The organism is Mycobacterium sp. JS623, from assembly GCF_000328565.1.
GTDB lineage: Bacteria > Actinomycetota > Actinomycetes > Mycobacteriales > Mycobacteriaceae > Mycobacterium.
The window spans coordinates 827,840-846,086 of the sequence record NC_019966.1 but is presented as its reverse complement, the minus strand read 5'-3'; the positions used below and the strand labels follow the sequence as shown (position 1 = coordinate 846,086).

13 protein-coding genes and 2 pseudogenes are annotated in these 18,247 nt (G+C 65.9%); 5 read left to right on the top strand and 10 right to left on the bottom strand.

Annotation, left to right across the window (positions count from 1 at the left end):
• Positions 1 to 2: 2 nt before the first annotated feature.
• The 3 genes from MYCSM_RS03985 to MYCSM_RS03975 are packed head-to-tail and all read right to left on the bottom strand — an operon-like array spanning position 3 to position 5,853.
• Positions 3 to 1,169 (bottom strand): glycosyl hydrolase family 8, encoded by a 1,167-nt coding sequence (locus tag MYCSM_RS03985; protein ID WP_015304854.1) that lies wholly within the window; start codon positions 1,167 to 1,169, stop codon positions 3 to 5.
• Positions 1,166 to 4,240, bottom strand: coding sequence for a DUF4397 domain-containing protein (locus MYCSM_RS03980; protein ID WP_015304853.1), 3,075 nt, complete (start codon positions 4,238 to 4,240; stop codon positions 1,166 to 1,168). Before MYCSM_RS03980 ends, MYCSM_RS03985 begins: the two co-directional genes overlap by 4 nt.
• Entirely contained in the window at positions 4,237 to 5,853 is a 1,617-nt protein-coding gene (locus MYCSM_RS03975) for a glycosyltransferase (protein ID WP_015304852.1), read from the bottom strand. Before MYCSM_RS03975 ends, MYCSM_RS03980 begins: the two co-directional genes overlap by 4 nt.
• Before the next feature lie 943 nt (positions 5,854 to 6,796).
• Between MYCSM_RS03975 and MYCSM_RS03970 the strand changes: the two genes are divergently transcribed.
• Positions 6,797 to 8,236: a DUF3375 domain-containing protein gene (locus MYCSM_RS03970; protein WP_015304851.1), complete on the top strand. Its 1,440-nt coding sequence runs from the start codon at positions 6,797 to 6,799 to the stop codon at positions 8,234 to 8,236.
• Positions 8,233 to 8,445: pseudogene (locus tag MYCSM_RS03965) on the top strand (DUF4194 domain-containing protein); the annotation flags it as partial. The gene MYCSM_RS03970 and the pseudogene MYCSM_RS03965, both read left to right, overlap by 4 nt.
• Before the next feature lie 326 nt (positions 8,446 to 8,771).
• Here MYCSM_RS03965 and MYCSM_RS03960 read toward each other — a convergent pair.
• Positions 8,772 to 9,746: a patatin-like phospholipase family protein gene (locus tag MYCSM_RS03960; RefSeq protein WP_015304849.1), complete on the bottom strand. Its 975-nt coding sequence runs from the start codon at positions 9,744 to 9,746 to the stop codon at positions 8,772 to 8,774.
• A gap of 230 nt (positions 9,747 to 9,976) precedes the next feature.
• On the opposite strand from MYCSM_RS03960, the gene MYCSM_RS03955 reads away from it, so the two are divergent.
• Complete coding sequence (locus MYCSM_RS03955) at positions 9,977 to 12,250, top strand: prolyl oligopeptidase family serine peptidase (protein ID WP_015304848.1); 2,274 nt, start codon at positions 9,977 to 9,979, stop codon at positions 12,248 to 12,250.
• Positions 12,251 to 12,286: 36 nt separating this feature from the next.
• Here MYCSM_RS03955 and MYCSM_RS35715 read toward each other — a convergent pair whose 3' ends face one another.
• The 4 genes from MYCSM_RS35715 to MYCSM_RS03935 all read right to left on the bottom strand — a co-directional run bounded on the left by MYCSM_RS35715 (position 12,287) and on the right by MYCSM_RS03935 (position 15,712).
• Complete coding sequence (locus MYCSM_RS35715) at positions 12,287 to 12,580, bottom strand: ANTAR domain-containing protein (protein ID WP_083906237.1); 294 nt, start codon at positions 12,578 to 12,580, stop codon at positions 12,287 to 12,289.
• Between the two features lie 484 nt (positions 12,581 to 13,064).
• Complete coding sequence (locus MYCSM_RS03950) at positions 13,065 to 13,370, bottom strand: hypothetical protein (RefSeq protein ID WP_015304846.1); 306 nt, start codon at positions 13,368 to 13,370, stop codon at positions 13,065 to 13,067.
• Between the two features lie 507 nt (positions 13,371 to 13,877).
• Positions 13,878 to 14,624, bottom strand: coding sequence for a Mut7-C RNAse domain-containing protein (locus tag MYCSM_RS03940; protein WP_015304844.1), 747 nt, complete (start codon positions 14,622 to 14,624; stop codon positions 13,878 to 13,880).
• Between the two features lie 59 nt (positions 14,625 to 14,683).
• Positions 14,684 to 15,712 (bottom strand): alpha/beta fold hydrolase, encoded by a 1,029-nt coding sequence (locus tag MYCSM_RS03935; protein ID WP_015304843.1) that lies wholly within the window; start codon positions 15,710 to 15,712, stop codon positions 14,684 to 14,686.
• A 237-nt stretch (positions 15,713 to 15,949) separates the two neighbouring features.
• On the opposite strand from MYCSM_RS03935, the gene MYCSM_RS37715 reads away from it, so the two are divergent.
• A complete protein-coding gene (locus MYCSM_RS37715) occupies positions 15,950 to 16,093 on the top strand; it encodes a hypothetical protein (protein WP_198344993.1) in 144 nt (47 codons plus the stop codon).
• 193 nt (positions 16,094 to 16,286) lie between these two features.
• Here MYCSM_RS37715 and MYCSM_RS35160 read toward each other — a convergent pair whose 3' ends face one another.
• Positions 16,287 to 16,550 (bottom strand): hypothetical protein, encoded by a 264-nt coding sequence (locus MYCSM_RS35160; RefSeq protein ID WP_015304842.1) that lies wholly within the window; start codon positions 16,548 to 16,550, stop codon positions 16,287 to 16,289.
• A 270-nt stretch (positions 16,551 to 16,820) separates the two neighbouring features.
• Here MYCSM_RS35160 and MYCSM_RS03925 point away from each other — a divergent pair, with 270 nt between their 5' ends.
• Complete coding sequence (locus tag MYCSM_RS03925; protein ID WP_015304841.1) at positions 16,821 to 17,591, top strand: SDR family NAD(P)-dependent oxidoreductase; 771 nt, start codon at positions 16,821 to 16,823, stop codon at positions 17,589 to 17,591.
• A gap of 41 nt (positions 17,592 to 17,632) precedes the next feature.
• Here MYCSM_RS03925 and MYCSM_RS03920 read toward each other — a convergent pair.
• Positions 17,633 to 18,230: pseudogene (locus tag MYCSM_RS03920) on the bottom strand (gamma-glutamyltransferase); the annotation flags it as partial.
• Positions 18,231 to 18,247 lie beyond the last annotated feature (17 nt).

Sequence of the window (18,247 nt, the reverse complement as noted above, 5' to 3'; positions counted from 1 at the left end):
GTTCAACTGGCGGAAGGGCATTCGCCGAGCAGCGACGTGGTCAGCATGATGCGGCCCAGCGCCACCCACGCGGCGCCGTAATAGGTCGGAGACCGCTGCTCGAGTTGCGCTGCCGCGTCAAGGCGCTCGACGGCGCCGTCGGGATTGCCGACCCCCTGTTCGGTGGCCGCTGCGGCGACCAGGCCAACCGGATGCTGCCAACTGCCGGCGGCCGACCCATTCAGGTTGCGCAACGCCGGAACTTCACCCGGCGCCGTCAGCAAGGGTCGCATCGCACCCGCGAGGGCCCGGTCGTCTGGATCGCAGGATTCTGCGAACCGAACGGGTAGGCGCGAGGCGTCGAGACCGAAGCGTACGGGTCCTCCGGTGACGGGCCCGGTGGGCACGGCGTGGCCCACTTCACTGACGGTGGCCCAATCGGGCGGCAGCATCCCGGTTCCGATCAGCTGCCACCCCAGGACCCGCTGGGTGCGGGTGATGTCCGTCCACCGCCGGTCAGCCGATATCTCCAGGAGGTCCCGTTCGGCGCGAGGGCTGAAGTACCCCGGATTGACGACGTACGGCGCGGCGTTGGCCCAATTTCCGCCGACGAGAATGCGCCCCGACCCGGCCACCCACGTACCTGGCGGATTCACATCGCTCGGAGCGGCGACCCCGGTGCCGACGGCGACAGACTCGGTGTCGAGGATCGCCTCGCCCAACCGTTTGCCGTCGTTGGTGAGTTCCGGCGCATTGAAGCGGCGGCCCGCCAACACCAACGCCCGCGCCGCATCGAGATCGGCATCCGCGGCGCTGTTGGCGCCGGTGATCTTGTCATCGGCCCACCGCCAGGAGAGCAGACCGTCAGCGCGGCGTAAGTGAGTTTTCGTCCACTTCCATATCGACCGGAACCGAGTCTCGTCACCGACTGCCGCGGCGATGAGCATCCCGTAGGCCTGCCCCTCGCTCACGACGTCACCGCCCTCGTCACGCCGCACCACCCGGCCGTCGGATTCGACGTACTCATCCAGGAACTGTTGGCCGGCGATACGCGCCGTGTGCTCCCGCAAGGCGGCGATCTCGCCCGTATCCAGCCGCGGATCGATCGCGTTCGCGATCCGCCAGCCGGCGCCGATCATCAACACCAATACGAGCGCAGTTGCGAACGCGGTCCTCCGTCGCATCGTCATCTCGGCCTCCGCGGTTCCGAAGGCTTGATGGCCGCCCGAGGTAGTCGCGCGGTCTTATCAAGATCCAGACGTAAGGGCGCAGTGTTTTCAACCGGGCGCGAAACCTTGTGCACGACAACACCCTTGCGCGGTCTGAGCGGCTGCCGTGGCACCGACGGCTTCATGCCAGCCCGGGGAAGTCGCGCGGTCCTGTCAGGATCCCGATGCAAGGCCGCAGTGTCTTCAACCGGGCGCGAAACCTTGTGCACGACAACACCCTTGCGCGGTCTCAGCGGCTGCCGTGGAACCGACGGCTTCATGCCCACCCGAGCAGGTCGCGGCCGTGGGCGATCCACCGCGCCTGCGCGCTCATGCGCAGGCACCGCCTCATGCAATACACCGGCGCTTTGCCGTCGCGGCCGCCGCGACCTGGCCATCAGAACCGCTGCGCCCACGACGGCCGCTAAGCACAACGCGATGGCAATCCGTCTTCCGTCCGAGCTTTCAGTCACAGGCGTTTTCGCCGCGGTTTTGTCCACCACACCCCCGCTCGCGGGCATCGTCAACGACTGGGGGTCCAGCGCGGCAGGGGCGTCCGGAACATCCACCAGCGTCCGCAGCACGGGACCGTCGGGTCCGTCCGTCAGCAAGAGACTCATCGGCACGCCGGCCAGGAATTCAACGGGTTGGCGCGATTCCCGACCATTTGCCGTCACCACCGCTTCGTACTGCCCCGCGGGCAGCGGGGCATACCCGGTGATGAGCCCGTACCCAGCTTGGTTCGCCAGCACCATCGGCTCGAGCATTCCGGGCTTTACCAGCGCCAGGTAGACGGATCCTGCAGCGCTGGCAGCGTGCAGCATCCGCACGGCGGAGTCGGGGCTTGGCCCGGTGGGCGCGCCGTCCGGTGAGAGTTGGGCTGCGACTTGGCTGGATTCGCCCGCGGAGAACAATGCCAGTGTGTAGGTCACGCCTGGACGGAGCGTGAGCACCTGGCGGATGACCGGGTTGCCTCCGTCGGCGCGGTTGGCCACCACCACGTATGTTCCCGCGGGAACTGACCGATAGCTCGACGGATTCGCGTCGTCGCTCGTCTCGAGCGAACCGGCTGCGGCGCCGTCGATGCGCACCAAGTTCAGTTTCTCGGCCGGCCCACCGCGTCGCAGGTCCGCCATCCGCAGTGCGGCCGGACCGCCCTGCTGCGGCGCTGGACCAACGCCCAAACCAATGTCCTTGGTACGCGACGGGAATCGAACCCTCAGTCCGTCGGAGGTGAGTTTCACGGACTGTACCGCGAACGCACCCACTTGGCTTTCGAGGAATTCCGCCACACCCTGTAGCCGCTGGCGTGTGCCCCCCAGCGTGAAATCACGTCGGGGCGTTCCGGTGTCGTCCTCGCCTCGGATCGTCGAAATCGCCTCGACCCGAACGGGTTGCGTCGCAGCGATCACCGCCAGTGTCGCGAGCACACGTTGATCCACCGTCCGAGACTGCAGGATCGCGAGCACATCCGGATCGGTGGCACCGGCAAGGCGGGTCGCGAGTTGGCCTCCGAACGCCGGCGCCGCTGGCGTCGGGGGTTTCGAGGTCGGTGCGCCGTTGTCGACGCGAAGCACCTCGACTCGCTCGGCGCCCGACTCGAACGCCGCTGCTGGTTGTGAGTGCGCGACCGCGTCGCTGAGTACCGCGTTCGGCCGCATGTTGGTACGCGAGGACTCCCTCGTCACGACCCAGTCGTAGTCGGTCCAACCGTCTGGCGACCAAGCCTGCACCTGCGCGTCGGTGTCGACCTTGTAGGCCCACACGACATTCCGCCGGTCGCGGCCGTCCCGGATCAGGTCCAACCACAACGCATCGTCGACGATCAGCCGGTCGGTCTTGGGCACGTTCTGCTCGATCCAGCGCTGAGCCTGCCGCATCGACGAGTCTCGGTCGGATTCCAGTAAGCCGTGATAGGCGGGCAGCCAGAGCGACACGACTATGGACACGCTCAGCGTCACGGCGGCCAGCGCCGGAATCCGCAAGCGCCGCAAGTCAATCAATGGCTGCTCAACGGCGCGGAAGACATAGCGCAGCGCGACCTCACCGGTGCCCGCGGCCAGAAGTGCTATCAACGGCAGCGCGGAGAGAATGAACGGCGCCGGCAGGTACCCGGGACGGAGAACCGTGGCGATGAGTATCACCAACCCGACCGCGAACGCCCTCAGCCGCCGGACAAACAGTGCGGCCACGACGATCGGGCCGGCCAAAGACGGCAGGGCCGGGTCGAGTCGGAACCACTCGTCAACGGTTTGCCGTTTGAGTGAACCGTGATCATCGAGCGCGCCGCCCGCCGCGCGGTCCCGCAACTGGAACCTGATGCCCTCCCACAGACTGACGTGTCCCGGGCCGGGGACCAGCTCACCACGCAGGACAGCCATCAACAGGTACGTGCTCACCACCACGCCGAACACGGCGACGAAGACGGCGAGTGCATACCGGCGGGTCGCCGGCGCGGTCCTGGTCCAGACCAGCCACGCGAACATCGGCAGGAGCACCAGCATCGTCTCCTTGGTCAACACCGCGATGCCGAAACATGCTGCAGCGCCGAATATTGCCGACAGCCGGTACCGCGGTGAGCACACAAGCACCAGGGCGCCCAGCAACCAAGCGACCGCGAGATTGTCCAGATAGACCATGCGGCCCAACGAGATTGCCAACGGAGACAACGCGAAGACGCCGACCGCGACCGCGCTTGCCCACCGCGACATTTCGATTCGGCGCGCCAGGGTCCACAGCAGGCCGGCAGTGATCACGGCGACGCCGACCATCAGGTATCTCCCGGCAGCGACCGCGTTGCCCCCGAAGTCGGGACCCGAAATCGCCGTCCACAACGCCAACTGCAGCCAGCCGGCCGGCGGATGGTCGTACCAATAGGTGTAGTGGGCGAGTTGTCCCCATTCGGTCACGGCGTAGGCCTGGGCCATGTACGTGCCTTCGTCGTCCATTCGGATGGGCGACCTCGTCAGGTTGATCAACCGTAGTGTCGCGGTGAGCGTCAACAGAATCCCGAGTAGCGGGATCGAGGGATTCAGACGGGACAACCGACTCATACCGGCACCGGAGGCCTGGGTGCGGTAGTGCGGTGGGCGTTGGCGTGCGCGGTCTTTTCCCAGCCTCCTTGGCCGCGGATCTCACGCCACACCGACCGCACGGCGGCGGCCGCAAGTAGCAGCTGGTATGGAAGGGTGCCCAGCAATAGTCGCGCTTGGTCACGGACACGTATTCGGATGCCGAATTCCCGTCCGAACTCACCGAGAGCGGCAGACTCGACCGCCATGGTGACGAGCGTCGGCGCGAGCGGCAAAAACGTCACCAACGCCGTCGGCACGGGAACCTTCAACAGGAACATCGACGCTATCGACAGCGGCATCAACAGGCCCGTTGCCGCCTGCAGCAAGGGCATCGCCAAGGTGTAGCGGGCCAGCCAGCGCTGTCTGCGGCTGGGCAGCTTGCGCCATTCACCCTTGCGGAGCACCTGGAGAAAACCTTGATCCCAGCGCGTGCGCTGCTTCACGAGGCCACGGATCGAACCGGGGGTCTCTTCGCGGGTTACCGCTTGCGGGTCATAGGCGACGGCCACGACGGCATCCCGCGAGGACAACCGCACACCGATCTCGCAGTCCTCCGCCAGACAGTCGGGATCCCAGCCGCCCACCTGCCGCAACAGGTCGGTGCGGGTGAACACGGTGTTGCCTCCGAGCGGGATGAACCGTTTATCCGCGTGAAAATGCAGGCGCGAGCGGAACCAGAAGTAGTACTCCAGGCAGTTGCGCAGTGACCACCAACTCGTCTGGACGTTCATCAACTGCACACCCGCCTGAACCACGTCTGCGCCGGATTCCTCGAAGCGCGCTTCAACCAGACGCAGCAGCCCCGGATGCACCTCGTCCTCGGCGTCGAAGACACCGACGATGTCGCCCTTGCATTTTCGCAATGCTGTGTTGAGCGCCTTCGGTTTGTTCTTGGGCAGGTGGTAGTCCATGACCACCCTGACGATGCGCGAATGGCGTGCCGCCGCCGCACGCGCGACCAACTCCGTCTCCGGATCGTCATGACCGATGATCACGATCACCTCGTACTTCGGGTGATCGAGCCGAGCCATCGCGTCGATCGTGTCCCCGAGGACACTCTGTTCGTGGCGAGCCGGTAACAGTAAGGAGAACGACCGAGGTGCACGCGCGCTGCGACGTCGAAAACCTGTCGCTGCCAACGCGTCCGGACTGTGCCACGCGTGCAGCATCCACCACAGAGTGGTACTGGATACCGTGAACAAGCCCAGCGACAGGAGCACCAGCACGCCGTTGAGAAGTAACTCCAGCCACGACGATGGACGATTCTTGCTCTGCTCGGCCGGTATTGGCTTTGCTTGCTTTTCATTGTCGCCTGAAAACGCTTGCACGCCGGTCGCCGGTGGTAGTGCCCCGCCGGATGAGCCTTCGGGATGCGCACCGGGGCCGGCAGGTGAAGCCGAGCCGGATTCGCGCCCAGACGCCGGTTGCTCTTGGTCCGTCACGGCGGAGGGCACCGACGGCTGCGGCGCGGGGTGCTGGTCGCCGCCGAAGGGATGCCCACTCAAAACGATCAACGCGACGAACAGAAGAACTGCGACGAACGCCGCGGCCGTCCGGCTGACCCGGAGCCCCCAAACATCTGCCTCGCTCATAGTCACAGCGGCATGCAGTGGAGCATTGATCTGCTGCCCCGGCGGCCGCGGTGGAACCAGTCGTGGACGGTAAATAGCCTCACGGCCGCGACGCTGAGCCCGCACCGCGTCGCGCAGCAACGCATCGTTTTGCGGTCTTGGCCGCCGTGCCCGAACCGGATCTAGTCGAGCAGTCTTGTCAACATCGAGATCGAATCGCGCCGTCGCGTCAAGATCGAAACGCGCAGTGGCGCCATCTGATTGAAGGCGACGAACCACGTCGCGGCACTGCGCCCGCACCGCGTCGCGCGGCAGAGCATCGGTTTGCTGTCCTGCCCGAACCGACGGCTCAGCCGGCTTCGTATCCGGATCTGGTCGCGTCGTCGTGTCGACATCAAGATCGACTCGCACGGTCTTGTCGGCGCCGAGATCGAGCCGCGCAGTCGTGTCAAGTGGTTGAAGGCGGCGAACCACGTCACGCCAGTGCGCCCGCACCGCCTCATACAGTGCCGGACCGTTTTGCTGTCCCGACCGCCGCGGCGGAACCGAGGGCTGAAGAGCCACCGCACCAAGACCTAGTCACGCAGTGTTGTCAACTGGTCATGCGCAGTGAACGAATTCGCAGACGCCAGCGCGTCCGCGCCGTTCGCTGCACCTTCGCCAGCGTATTCTCATCGGTCACGTAATGCTGGGGTTTGGGGGCGACTGCGCTGCGGACGCACCACTTCCCATTTCCTCGGTCGGACGGCGCCAGCGGCCGAACACCATCTGCCTCATGCTTCACAAGCGCACCATGCCTGCGCCGGAGTCGGCGCAATGCCTTGGGGGCGCGGACATTCCGCTGACATCGGCAAACAGTTCAGGTGACGGAAATCGCCGCCGACACGAGCCCTCGCCGCGCGGGCGATGTCGCTCGTGTCGCCTATGTTGAGGCGTCCGACCAATTGCAGATTGAGGAACGCAGGTGCACGACGACGACGCGGGAGCAGCCGACCTGTTCGACCTCAACCGTGACCTGCAGGGCTCGCGCGCGATCCGCCTGCTCGCGGCCACCAACCTGTGCCTCTACGCGACCTTGATGGAGCGGCACCTTAGCGATGGTGCCGTGCCTGAGACTGAGCTCGTGGTGCGGCTGGAACGCGACCTCGACGGCCTTGACGATCCTCAGTCCGGGCTCGCGCTGATCAAGTCCTGGGCCGCCCAGGGCTGGCTGCACCGCATCGTCGACGAACGCCACGACACCAACGTCTGCTACCTCACCCAGGACGCCCGCCGCGCGCTGGACTTCTTAAGGACCATGCGCCGCCAGGACACCATTGCCACCGGCGGCTCCATCACCGGCATCGCCGCGCGCCTCAAGCAGGTCGCCGTCAAAGTCGATAACGACCCCGCCCGCATCCGTAAGCACATCGAAGCCGAAATCGCCACTCTCCATGAGGAACTCAACCAACTCGACGCCGGTCAACGCCCTCAGCCCGACGTCACCGACTGCTACGACGAGGCCCGCGCCATCGCCCTACAAATGGAACGCCTCATCACCGACATCGGCCAATACGGCATCATGATCGAACAGGCCACCGCCGCCCTCGACGAACCCATCGACTCCAACACCGAATACCGCGACCGCCAGCGCCAAATGTATTCGGACTATCAGGCCGCCTGGGACTCGAAGGGCCGCGACTCGCATCGCGCCTTTCTACGCATGATCAACGACCCCGACCAACGCGCCGAGTTCGAGGCCGACGTCGCCGCCGTCGCCGAAGCCCTACCCGCCCTCGACCCGGCCCTGCGCAAGGTGATGGCCGGCTTCTTCGAACTCGTCGGCCACCAGATCGACGAAGTCGAACGCATCCAGCAGCGCTGCGCCCAGCGCGTCAAACGCTTCACCGCGTTCGGCACCATGGAGCAGAGCCGCGGCGTGGCCCGCCAACTCAACGACGCCATCGGCGCCGCCCGCGCCCTGCTCAAGTCGAGCTTCACCGACTCCCGCCTCGACATCGACGTCCCGCTCGCCCGCCACACCATCAGTTCCATTGGCGCCCTTGGCTTCCGCATCGGCGACCTGTCCAACCCCAAGCCCGCCAAACCCGGCGACACCGAAGTCGACCTCACCAACTTCGCCGCGCTGACCACCCAGGTCGACGCCCCGGCCATGTCCGACATGCTCAACCACGCCATCACCACCGGACCCGTGAGCCTGCCCGACGCGGTCGCCATGCTCGACACCGCCTACCTCGGCCACGTCATCGTGCTCTGGTCCTGGGCCCTCAAACAGCCCAACCCCGACGACACCGAATCCACCACCGTCCGCTTCCGCTCCCTCGACGGCCGCGACCGCGAAATCGCCGTCCCCCGTTTGACATTCACCGAACCCATCACCACCCTCGCCGGAGCCGCTACGTGACCACCGAAGCCGACATCGACTTCTCCTCACTGCCCCAGGTCGACCAGACCGCCCGCCCACCCGTTCAGCGCAGGCCGCGCTTCTACGGCGACATCGCCGAACTGCCCGACCGCGCCTGCTGGGCCCTGCAACATCTGCTCACCCGCCGCTACACCAGCGCCGAAGCCGACGCCGACATCTACAGCTGGGAGTACTGCAAAGACCTGTCGGCCACCGCGGCGCGGGCGGTGCGGTGCGGTGCGGTGCGGTGAGCAGACCATGCTGGAATTGCTCGCGGACTGCTGGCGGACCGTGAATTTATGCGGGGCACTCCAGCCACGCCGTGACCTTCGATGGGCCGCTCGGGCCACGCTCACACCATGAACGCTCGGGCTGCACGCCTGCGGCACCTACATGGTCGCCTAAAAGCAATCCCGCGCAAAAGACTTCATCGACCGACGTAGGACCCCGACCGCCGCTCGTCCTGCACTCGCGGAGTAACAGGTCACCTCGTGCCGCTGAGCATTTTGCTATCAACTTCCCGTCAGCCGCGTCGTCACACCTCGGGCGTCGACGTCAGCTCACCACGGCACACCCGTAGATACTCGGGGTAATCCCACGACTCCAGGAACTGTTGGGCAGCATGCACCCCGCGGTCGTACAGTGCGTCGCGCTCCTCGGCGCTGATGTCGAAATCCAACGTGCGGACCGAGTCGGCGGGAACGAAGATTGTGCGCCGAACCGTACACGGATCGTCGATATAGGCCGAGTCCTGATCACTGATCAGTGTTTCCAGCGCGCCGAAAGCCAATGACAACGGACCGCGGATCTGGTGAGTCGGCGGCATACCGGCCGGTGCCGATAGCCGGATGCCGAATGTCGGCCACCGCGGCCGGCCGTCTGCGCGGTCGAACAGTTGAACGGGAAAATTCGACAGCAGACCCCCGTCTACCCACGTCGCGCCGCTGACCCGGACCGGTTGGAACGCAAAGGGAACCGCCGAGGAGGCCCGCACGGCCTTCGCCACCGAGAACTCATCGGGGTTCACGCCGTAGTTCGGCAGGTCCCACGGGATGCGCACCAACCGGCGTCGCGACAGATCACTCGCGGTGACCACCAGCGACCACGCATACTGCTGCGCCTGCTCGCCGGTGCGCAAATCACCAAACGTGCGCACCCCGAGGTCGCCGAGCAGCCCAGTCAGCAGGTTTTCCAAGTAGTCGCCCCGATAAATCCCATCCCTGGTGATGAGTGACAGCGCCGGGCCAACGATCGGTATCCGAGCAAGCAGAGTCGGGTCGGCGAACTTCGAGTAGTCAATGTTCTGCGCAAGCTCGTCGAGGCGCGACAGCGGCTCCCCGGCCGCCTGAAGCGCCGCCACCATGGACGCGACCACGGAGCCGGCGCTGGATCCAGCGACCCGCGGGAACTCATAGCCCGCAGCAGCCAGCGCGTGCACCGCACCGACCAATCCGATACCCCGAACACCACCGCCTTCGCACACCAGATCTGCCCGGTTCGCCGCGTTCATTCCTCAAACCTAACGACGGCACGATTCCGACGCCGGCAATCACGGCCGGCTCATGGTGCGCAAGCGGCGGCGTCGGCCCGCGAAGAGCGGGGCAGACGACACAAGCCTGAAAACTCCTCGGAGCCAACAAATTTAGTGCGCCAAACCATTCACTACAGACCGGGTCACTGGGAAACGCCCTAAACCGGCAATCGACTTCCGGCCAGCCGCCAGCGCCTTACCTTGAAGTCATGTCATTGGTCGAACTGGCGCTCCTGCCGATCCGCGTCGGGTTCGGCGTGGCCGACGCGGTGCTCAAAGCGGTCAGGCCAGAAGCGCCGGCCCAACCGTCGGAACTCCTGGTCATCAATGGAATGCCCGAAGGCGTGCCACCGGCAGCGCTGCGGCCAGAACCTAAGCTTCCCGCACCTGCCGGATGGCCGTTCGGTGAGGAGTTCCCGCGCACATGCGGCACCGGCCGCTTCGCCGGGGGCGCCGTGTTCTGGACCGACTTCCTCTACGACGACCACGGCGCAATGGGCTTCCCCGTCGACGCCCTGGTCCCTGGGCTGGAGCTGTCACGCGGCACGTACATCTACCCGGACGGACCCGCGGCCCATAACGGCGCCGACATCTTCCGGGTCGCCATCGGGCTCACCGAGACCCACACCTGGTGGCGGATCGACTGGAACACCATGATCGACGCTTCGGTCCCGATCGGACTGTTCACGTTCGACACCGGCCCCGGCCGAGCCGGCACGGCTGATTGGCCAGCGGGGGCCGGAGTCCGATCCGCAGGAATCGACTGGGCGCTGCTCGTCTCCGGGGCCGGCGCGAAGCTGATCGACCTCGCGACCCAGGCGACGACTCCCGTCGAGCACACCGTCGACATGGCGGCGCGGTCCTTTATGGCACAGGTTCCGCGTTCTCTGTTCGAACCGACCGGTACCTGGACGGTACGGCTCGCCGCTGGGCTGTCCAACGCCGCCGGGGACGGGTTCGCCGACGTCCCGGCCACCCACGGCGCGAAGCCGGGGCAACCCAACGTGTACAACGTGGCTTTCCGCACCGACGAGCAGGAGCCGGAGCGGCTGAACTTCTGGGCGGACAAGGCCCAGGCGGCCGCGCTCACCGACGGTGACGTGTCGCAGTTCTCGCTGGCCGTGCCGTGGGACGAGCTTGCCGAGCGCAAGACCACCGCTGAGCCGATCATCACCGGCACGTCGACGCGTTGGTATGTGTCCTCAGTCGAGTTGGGCCAGGGCGTCGACAAGACGAACGTGCTGAGCACCAAGCCGCAGTTCCTCGGCCGGGTACAGCCCTACTCGGTGTGCCTGCCGGCGACATACGCGCCCGGGCGCAAGCTGCCGCTGACCCTGCTGCTGCACTCACTTGCGTTGGGGCAGAACCAGTTTGCGGCGATCGACCCGCGGCTGCTGCATCAGGTGTGCGATGGGCGCAACTCGGTGGTGGTGACGCCGCTGGCCCGCGGGCCGGCGTGCTGGTACTTCGACGAGGGTGAGCTCGACGTCTGGGAAGTCTGGGCACGGGTGACCGAGCAGATCGGCGCCGACCCGAATCGCACTGTGATATCCGGATATTCGATGGGTGGCTACGGAACGTACAAGTTGGGCCTGGCCTATCCGGAGGTCTTTTCGCAGGCGGTCGTGCTGGCCGGCCCGCCGGTGTGTGGCGTCCGGCTACTGCCCGACATCGAGATTCCGGCGGACCCCGACCCCGATTCACATTGTGCCCGCGAGGGTGACACGTTGCGGCTACTCGTCAATGCTCGGTGGCTTCCGTTCGTGATCGCACACGGGCTGTTGGATGCGCTCGTACCGTTTTTGGGTGTGCTGCATCAGGTGCTCGATCTCGACCGGCTGGGCTACCGCTACCGGTTCACCGTCTACCCGAGCGAGACCCACTTGTCGTTCGCGTTGAAGGACAAGTTCGACGATCCCGTGTCGCACATGGGTACCGGTCTGCGCCAAGGCGATCCCGGCCACATCACGTTCGCGTGGTACCCGCAGCTGGTTCGAGCGGATCTGGGTATCGGCTCGCACCGGGCCTGGTGGATATCGGATCTACGGGCCGCTGCACATGTCACGGGAACCCGCGGGGCCGTCGCCGAGGTCGATGCACGGTCCTACGCGCGGCCGGACCGGAACCGGACGATCCGGCGCCGTGGGGGCCTCATCCTGGATCTGGACCCGTCGCCAGGGCTGTTCAAAGAGCTCACATGGCTGCTGGGCGGGGCTCCCGCCACCCTGCCCAGCCTGACGCTGAATCTTGTTGGAGTCGCTGGACTTACGGTCGACCTCGCGCGGGCGGGCTTGGCCGCCCTGCCCCGGTCGACGATCGCCGTGGCGACCGACACGGCCGTGGAGATCAAGCTCGCGGCGTTGCCGCCCGGGGTCACGGTGCGGCTCGACGACAATCCGACGGATTCCACGGTGCCCGTGCCTCCGGGGCGGCACACGATCACGCTCGCTGCCGAAGGCGAACAACCGCGGTGGTTCAGGTAAGCGACCAACGCACTGGTTCAGTCCATCACGTGGCGTTCAGCGAGCGCGCACGGGAGAGAGGCTGAAAAGGTGACCCCATTCGCGGCGCGCGGCGCACTGAGCCGTGTGAGAGCCTGGCCGCGGTCTTGTTTCACCGTTGGCCAGTTCGACGAGCGCGCATGCAACCGTGAACACCGGGATGCCGTGGCGCTGCGCGGCGCCGAGCAGCTCGTCGAACGCGGCAGCCGTTGAACATCGACGAAGGCCAACTAGAATGCCCTCGGCCGTATCGACTATGCGCCTGGCCTGCGGATCAGAGGAGTTGTGGGCCGGAACCCAGTCTGGCTTCACGTGATGTCCCTTCTCAAGAGCCACGCCGAGGGCGCATCGTCACCCTTTCGGCCCCACCATGCGGGCGCAGGCAGCGCGGTGCTCTCCTAGCACGTTTGGCAATAATTTGCGCTCCAGCGTCCACAGGGCTAGACCACGAAAGGCATTGGTACCAACCCGTGATCGCCTCGCTACGAATCCGCATTCATTCCGTTTTCCCTCGAGCAGGTGCGGCACCGTGGAGCAAACCAGCACGGGACCTTCGCCCGCTCAGGAGGCTGTCATGCGCTGGCCGCGGACCTGGAGGCGCACAAGCAATGGCACTCGCGGCTCGTCCATGACATCGTCACTGCCGTTGATAGGGACGTGAGGCGACGAGTAGGAGCTCAGTAACCGGACCGGCGTCGCCGCCTGGTTACACGGTTGCCTGAGACATCCAGCCAGCCAACAGGATTGGCGGATCGCTTAGCGCCGAAGCCCTATACGTGTGTGTTCGGATCGGGTCTCAGCATGCGACGTCGACGTAAACCGTCTTGTTGGTCACCGTGGTGGTAAGGTCGCCGCCGGCTCCAGGTACACCGGAGTCGGTGCGCGAGAACGTCTGGCCAGGGCGAACCGCGCTGACCGTGCAGTCCACGGCAGCGGTGTCGACGCGGCTCACGATGACTTGGTAGCCCTGCGCCTGCAGTTGGCTGACCGTGGCATCGACGGGCGATGGGCCAGACGGAGCGGCGGTAGCGCTTGCGGCCAGTCCGAGCGCGGCGGAAGCCAATACGCCTGCTGTGAGGGTGGGGACGAAGATCTTCGTCATTTTCGTGCCTTTCTTTGAATGTTGGAAATCGCTGTGCTGGTTCGGTTGTCGTTGGTTCAAGAGGCCGTCGCGTTCTATCCACCAATCCGCCCGTTTGGCGAATTCGTTGCTCATGATGCGGATTCGGTTGTCTTCGAAGGGCGCAACATTCAAGCCGCAGAACCCGTCGGCTCCCGATCGGTGATCATGTGGTTGACCGCGCAACCCCTCGCGCGCGCGGCAGTTGGTTTGCTGCCGAACTATCCTGTTGTGTCTCCGTAGGGTGATTCAGTTACGCGGCGTCGCTAGTTAAACGGTCTGGTCGACGATCTGGTTCACCATGTTGGCGCCGCCTCGGTTCTTCCTGATTCGCCAAAGCTATGCGGTGCCGTCCTGTCGGTCGTGAGTACCGGACTACCTGAATTCGGTTGTAACCGATAGCAAATTCCGAGTAGCGCTGCCCTGCACACGCGGATGCCGGATGGCCGCACGCAGTCGCGTCGCACGCGACCGCGCGCGAGCCGTCGTTCAGAGCTGGTTGCGGAGTCCCTCCACGAAGCTGACCAGCCTCGCGCGATGTGACCCGCGCCAGTAGATCCGCCTGCAATCCGTGCATCGGCTGAAATCGTCGTAGTACAGGCGGGTCAACGGCTCGAGGTGGTCGATCACCTCGTCCTTGGTAACGGCGGCCAGCCTGCCGTTGCACCGCACGCACCGCGTGAACGGCGCCAGCCGTTGCGCCAGGTCGAGTCGCCGTATCACCTCGAGCGTCTGCTCCTTCGGTTGATCGGAGCGGACGAACAGGCCATGCGTGATAGCACGACGCTTCAATAGGCCCCGGTCTCGGGTCAGCAGGATCCGCTGCTGGCCCAGGCTCACATCGGCCAGGGTCTGGTCGTCGGCGTCACTGGACCACCACACGTCGAACCCGAGCACGCGAAGCAGCCGCGCCAACCGACCGAGGTTGACATCGATGACGAAGCGCGGATCACGCAGCGGCACCGGCCGCAGCCGGGCCGTGGACCCGACGTCGAGCGTCTCGAACATCGGGTACACCGCGATGCGGTCGCCGGAACTCGGCCGATGAGCAAAGTCCTCGACATTCCCGTTCACCAGGATGAGGTCGACCTCGGTATGCGGAATGCCCGACGCCTCCAGAACGTCCTTGACCGTCTGATGCGGCCGAAACGGACGGCGCGCCGTTACACCGCGCGACTCGGGTCCCAAGAAGTCGTTGAGCTCGGCGTAGGCCCGGACGTTCACGTAGCCCGCCATTCCTCATGCTCTCCCGGGGCGAGCGCCGAGCGCAACGGCACGGACAGGGCTGATCTCCCTCAGCTCGCGAGGAGCTCTTTGAGGACGTCGTCGATGAATTTGATGTCCTCGGGGTTCGCGCCACCGCCCGCGAAGTGGCCGTAGACGCCCGGGATGACACGCAATTCGGCGTTCGGGATGTGGCTGACCGCGAACTCCTCGTCCTCGGGCGGAAAGTAGAGGTCCTTGAGCGCTGGCAGCACGATCATCTTGGCCTTGATGGTCCTCAGCGCCGCGACCTGATCGCCGTCGAACCCGCGGCCGGGCGTCGCGCCGACGTTGCCGTTCTGCCAGGTCCACAGCATCGTCAGCAGGTTATTCGGGTCGCGGCGGTCGAGGAAGAAGCCCTCCCAGAAGCCGACCAGGAAGTCCTCGAGCGACGAGTAGCCCATCGTCTTGTACTCCTGCTGCCAGTAAAAGGCCTGCGAGAAGCCCCAGCCCGCATACACGCGGGCGGCCGCGCGCAGTCCTTTGACCGGCTTCTCGGTGTACCAGCCCTCCTTGAACGCAGCGTCCGCCGTCAGCGCGGACTTGACGCCCTCGAGGAACACAACGTTGTGCTCGCTCGTCTTGGACGACCCGCAGAACGGGCACGCCCGCTGGACCATGTCCGGATAGCTGACGGCCCACTGGTAGGTCTGCCCGGCGCCCATCGACCAGCCGGTCACGAGCGGGAGCGTCTCGATCCCGAACGAGGTCACGAGCTTGTGCTGCTGCTCGACCTGGTCGTAGAACGTGACGTGCGGGAAGCGCGCGGCGTTGTAAGGCGGCGGCGTATTCGACGGCGAGCTCGAGAGCCCGTTGCCCAGCATGTTCGGGACGATGATGAAGTACTTGGCCGGGTCCAGGGCCATGCCCTCTCCGATCAGCCACTCGTTGTCCCAGTGGCGCCCCGAATACCATGTCGGGTACACGATCGCGTTGCTCTTGTCGGCGCTCAGTTCGCCGTATGTCTTGTACGCGAGCTTCGCGTCGCGCAGCGTCGCGCCGTGCTGCAGCGTCACATCGCCGAGATCGAAGATCTCGTAGTCCTGCGGGAACTCATCCATCGGAATGGCACCTCCTCCTCCTGGAAAGCACCTGCTAGCGCTTCATCGGCGCGTCCCGTGCCTGACGGATTATCTGTAATTCCGGTGTATCCGAAATGCCTTGATGCGTCTGAGGATACGAACCGGGATGAATTCTATTAAAAACCCGCGGTATTCGATCCCGTCACGACGCAGCGATTTGGGCTTTGCGCGGTCCCGGGGGCGCCGAGTCTCAGCTCCAACAAGTGTCCGATCGCGATGTTCGGTGACTACCGGGTGCCCTACTGCCAGAACTCGCCGCACGGAAGCGAACTGGCCACCGGGCTGGGTCGCGAGCTGACCGACACCGACGAGGCGGTGGCCGAAGCCGCGGCCAAAGCACTGCTTTTCGGATACGTTTAGGTGGCGCTGACCAACACACTGCGCGGCTCGAACCCGTTCTCTGTTGCGTGCTGATTGCGATGGACTACGGCCGGGAGAGCATCGCGCGCGTGTCTGATGGATGTTCGCCATCGCGGCGACTGCCGGCCGAGCCGCGGTTGCGGGTGGTCGAGGCCGCGACATCACGACCTCGACCAAGCGCGTTATCCGCCGCTCACCAGCCCCAGGGATGGAACCAAGGCCCCCAACCACCGCGCCAGCCGTCGCCGTGCCAACCGCCGCCGTGCCAACCGCCACCGTGCCAACCACCGCCGTGCCCGCCGCCGTGCCAACCGGCCGCCTCCACGCTGGGGGCCGCGGCGATCGTCGCCGGCTGGGCCGGAGCGGGAGCGGCCGCTGCAATCGGTGCTGCAGCGATCGCGGCCGCGGCAGCGCCCGCCGCCAACATCGGTGTGATGAACTTCAATCCGACTCGCATAATGGAACTTCCTTTCGATGGCCTATCTGCCTTGCCCTTCCAGATTTGCGCTCCATCGGACCGATTACGTCACCGCAGACACCCATTTGGTTCCTCCGGCTAGCCGGTAGCCAATCTGTGAGTGATCGGCGACGGCCACGTTGAAAGTGATTGCGCTGCAGCACCTTTCGTGTCTGCTGCTGTGAGTTGGCTGTCAATGCACGGAAACGCCGCGCCCTGCGGGTGGGTCAAGACGGCGCCCCCCAATCGACCCGGGATAGATTTACATCCGTGGCGCGCTTTGGGGACCGGGTGGCGATCGTGACCGGCGCCGGAGCGCCGGGCGGCATCGGGGCGGCCGTGGCACGCGCGCTCGTCGCCGAGGGCGCCCGGGTGGTGCTGGGCGCCACCTCCGAGCGCGTGCATCAGCGGGCCGCAGAACTCGGCGACGCGGCCGTCGGGGTGATCGCCGACCTGACCGTCGATGGGGCGGCCGACAGTCTGCTGCGTGCCGCGGTGGACCGGTGGGGCCGGGTCGACGTCCTAGTGAACAACGCCGGCATGACGTCGGTAACTGCGGGTTGGGACGCCGACGACGATGTCGCCGAGATGTCGCTCGCCGCGTGGGATGCGGCGCTGGCCCGCAACCTCACGACGGCATTTCTCATGTGTCGCTCGGTGGTGCCGGTGATGACAGCGGCCGGATACGGGCGAATCGTCTCCATCGGGTCGACCACCGGCACAGTCAACGCGATGCCGGGTCAGTCGACCTACACCGCCGCGAAAGCGGGCCTGGTGGGTTTGTCGCGGGCGCTGGCCCTGGAGGTCGTCGGAGACGGCGTCACCGTGAACGTCGTTGCGCCAGGCTACATCTCCACCGATTCACAGTTACCGTTCGAAGCCGCCGCCGCGGCGGCCGGACCGGTCGGGCGCAGTGGCACACCGGAGGAGATCGCCGCGTGCGTGCTCTTTCTCGCCCACGAGTCGGCCTCGTTCGTCACCGGGACGGTAGTGGTAGCTGACGGCGGACATGGTCTGCCGGAGACTTGGCCACGACCCTGACGGTGATCGAACACAAGCTGCTCTGACGCAGCGGGCCGCTACTAGAACCCGACCGCCTGCCCGTCGCGTCGCGGATCGCTCGCCGCGACGTAGCCGCCGTCGAGCCGCCAGATCGCCTGGCAGCTACCGAATTGGTCGTAGTCGGCGATCCGCACCACCACCTGGACGTGGCCATGCGGTTGCATGGTGCCGCCCCTCACCCCGAAAGCTCATCAGCGGCGCGCCGTCCTTCGACATGAATCCGGGAATGATCGTGTGATACGGGCGCTTTTGGGGCCCAACCTGATTCGGATGCCCAGGCGTCGACACGAAACCTGTTCCGCGATTCTGCAACGAGATCCCCGTGCCGGGCACCACGACTCTCGAGCCGAACCCCATGTAGTTCGACTGAATCATCGACACCATCCTCCCGTCCGCGTCCGCGCCAGTCAGGTAGACCGTGCCGCCGGCGGGCGTGCCCGCAGCCGCCGGCAGCGCACGCTTGACGTCGATCAGCTTGGCGCGCTGCGTCAGGCAGTCCTTGTCCAGAAGCTGGTCCACGCGCATCCGCATCGAGTCGGTCTCGGCCACGTGGGCCAGCGCGTCGGCAAAAGCCAGCTTCACCGCCTCGATCTGCAGGTGCACGGACTCGGCCGAATCGGCCACGCGTACGGGAG

Coding starts and splice junctions, on each gene's coding strand:
- MYCSM_RS03985 (WP_015304854.1), bottom strand. CDS start 1,169: ATGACGATGCGACGGAGGACCGCGTTCGCAACTGCGCTCGTATTGGTG.
- MYCSM_RS03980 (WP_015304853.1), bottom strand. CDS start 4,240: ATGAGTCGGTTGTCCCGTCTGAATCCCTCGATCCCGCTACTCGGGATT.
- MYCSM_RS03975 (WP_015304852.1), bottom strand. CDS start 5,853: ATGAGCGAGGCAGATGTTTGGGGGCTCCGGGTCAGCCGGACGGCCGCG.
- MYCSM_RS03960 (WP_015304849.1), bottom strand. CDS start 9,746: ATGAACGCGGCGAACCGGGCAGATCTGGTGTGCGAAGGCGGTGGTGTT.
- MYCSM_RS03955 (WP_015304848.1), top strand. CDS start 9,977: ATGTCATTGGTCGAACTGGCGCTCCTGCCGATCCGCGTCGGGTTCGGC.
- MYCSM_RS03950 (WP_015304846.1), bottom strand. CDS start 13,370: ATGACGAAGATCTTCGTCCCCACCCTCACAGCAGGCGTATTGGCTTCC.
- MYCSM_RS03940 (WP_015304844.1), bottom strand. CDS start 14,624: ATGGCGGGCTACGTGAACGTCCGGGCCTACGCCGAGCTCAACGACTTC.
- MYCSM_RS03935 (WP_015304843.1), bottom strand. CDS start 15,712: ATGGATGAGTTCCCGCAGGACTACGAGATCTTCGATCTCGGCGATGTG.
- MYCSM_RS37715 (WP_198344993.1), top strand. CDS start 15,950: ATGTTCGGTGACTACCGGGTGCCCTACTGCCAGAACTCGCCGCACGGA.
- MYCSM_RS35160 (WP_015304842.1), bottom strand. CDS start 16,550: ATGCGAGTCGGATTGAAGTTCATCACACCGATGTTGGCGGCGGGCGCT.